At 53.7% G+C, this 2,308-nt stretch carries 1 protein-coding gene; it reads right to left on the bottom strand.

The annotated features are described in order from the left end of the window. Positions 1-309 precede the first annotated feature (309 nt). Positions 310-1,851, bottom strand: a complete 1,542-nt coding sequence (locus QMN38_RS26350) for an IS91-like element ISCR1 family transposase (protein WP_000050481.1) — start codon at positions 1,849-1,851, stop codon at positions 310-312. Positions 1,852-2,308 lie beyond the last annotated feature (457 nt).

The following is a 2,308-nucleotide window of genomic DNA, read 5'->3' as shown; positions in this document are numbered from 1 at the left end:
GCTTTCATCTTGCGGCGCCCAACGCCGCGCCCAAAGTGGGGCATCGACCCCAACCAAACCGACAGGGGAACACTACTGGGTATAGGAAGTATAAACCACCTTTTTGCTCCTCATCCGAAGTATCTTACCTGAAATTCCCTCACTCGTTTACCGCTCAAGCCCCAATTTTAACTGCCGGTCCAGCCTAAACCGCTCTAATAAGGTTCGATTTGGCGGTAAAATCTCTAGCCTGATAGCTCGAGAGATACAAACTGCCCCACCGCCCCGTTTAAAAGTTGGCAGTGTTGAGCAGTGTTGGATTTGGGGTCGTCAGTCAAAGAGACGACTCTGTGATGGATCGAACAGGCTGGGAGTCAGTGGCGGCGCTCGTTCTGGTGGCAGCTCACGCTGCTTGGCGGCATTCGCCTTGGCTGTTTTCTGTTTCAGATGCTTGAGAATCTGCTCAATGACCTTCGGATCTTCGATGCTGGCAATCACTTTGACGTGACCGCCGCAGTGTTCGCAGACTTCAATATCAATATTGAAGACTCGCTTGAGGCGTTGCATCCAGGTCATGGCGCGGTGGCGCTCTGCAGGACTCTTGTCACGCCAGTTAGTATCGAGACCTTCCGATTTGTCGGGCTTCTTGCCCCGCTTGGCGGGTGTTACTTGAACTCGGTGTTTGCTGTTCGGTGCAAAGACGCCGTGGAAGCGTGTGAGGTTGACTCGCGGCTTAGGTACCAACGCAGCGAGTTTGGCGATGAAGTCCAGCGGCTCGAAGATCACATGGGTGGTGCCATTGCGGTACGGAGTTTTGAGCTCGTAACGCACCTGCCCATTGGCGGTTAATGCCAGACGTTTTTCTGAAACCGCTGGCCGACTAATGTAGCGACACAAGCGCTCAAGCTTATCCCGCTGATGCGCTTCGGCCATCACACCGGCGTGTAGCGAGAAACCAGCATGGTTGGCTACTCGACTGCTTGAGTCGGCTTTATCCTCACGCCCTGGCAAGGTTTGCAGGGTGAAGACTTTGCGCCCTTGCTGGGGGCCGACGGCAATGCGATACGTAACCGAAGCACCATGTAATTGAGTCAGCGTATCGTCTTCGCCCTCTTCCAGTGTCAACCACGTATTCTCGGCATCACGCTCCAAAATCCCACGCTTTTCCATGCAGCGAGCGATGCGATGGCTGAGGGTGTGAGCGAGCGTATTCAGCTCATCGTAAGTGGGTGCCTTGACACGATGGAAGCGTTGCTTGCCATAGTCATCTTCGGCATAGACACCATCGAGAAACAGCATGTGGTAGTGGACATTGAGATTTAGCGCGGAGCCAAAGCGTTGGATAAGAGTCACTGAGCCAGTTTGTGCAGAGGCTTTGGTGTAACCGGCTTTTTTGATCAGATGAGTTGAGAGTGTACGATAGACGATACTCAAGACCTGGCCCATCAGCTGGGGATGGCGAGCCAGCAAAAAGCGTAGCTGGAAAGGAAAGCTGAGCACCCACTGGCGAATGGGCTCCTTGGGGAAGACTTCGTCTATCAGCAGCGCCGCACTCTCGGCCATCCGGCGGGCACCGCAGCTAGGGCAAAAGCCGCGTCGTTTACAGCTGAAGGCGACCAGACGCTCGTGATGACAATCCTCGCAGCGAACCCGCATGAAACCATACTCCAGACGGCCACATTGGAGGAGGTCGTTGAATTCTTGTTGGATGTAGCGAGGCAGGTGTTGACCTTGGGCTTCGAGTGAGGCTTTGAAGGCTGGGTAGTGCTGCTCAACCAGCTGGTAGAGCAGCGTCTGGTCGGGTTGGTGGCGTTCGTAACCGTTTGTTTGAGTGGGCGATTGACTCGCCGTGGCGTTCCTTGCCAGCGACATGGGTATCCTCCGCTGATACTGTGGTTATGTACAGTATCAGCGGCTTGCGTTCAGACGTCCAGTCTGGCCCTAGACATCGCTAAATGCTTAACCCGCAATAGCCCTCACGAGTTGTTATCAGCCACTACCGGTTGAGCGAGAAGGTTTTGGGTTCAGGGTGCTATTGCTCCACCAATCACAATACTGAAGCCCCAACTGTTATCAGTTGGGGCTTTTTCTTGTCTGTTTGCGGCGGTTGCGTTTTATCGGTAGTCGTCGAGCTCTGCACCATCCCACATAAGAGCTTAACGGTGCGATCTTCAACGCCATCACACAAAACTTTCTTTTTCACGCACAGTCAACTTATTGGATGTTTTATTAACAACCCAAAAGGAGATATTTAGCGGGCGGCCGGAAGGTGAATGCTAGGCATGATCTAACCCTCGGTCTCTGGCGTCGCGACTGCGAAATTTCGCGA

Origin of the sequence: Citrobacter sp. R-1.5.2 (assembly GCF_035064245.1) — a bacterium.
In the GTDB taxonomy this organism is placed as follows: domain Bacteria; phylum Pseudomonadota; class Gammaproteobacteria; order Enterobacterales; family Enterobacteriaceae; genus Citrobacter.
The sequence above is the reverse complement of the archived record's forward strand: the minus strand, read 5'-3'. Positions and strand labels throughout refer to the sequence as shown.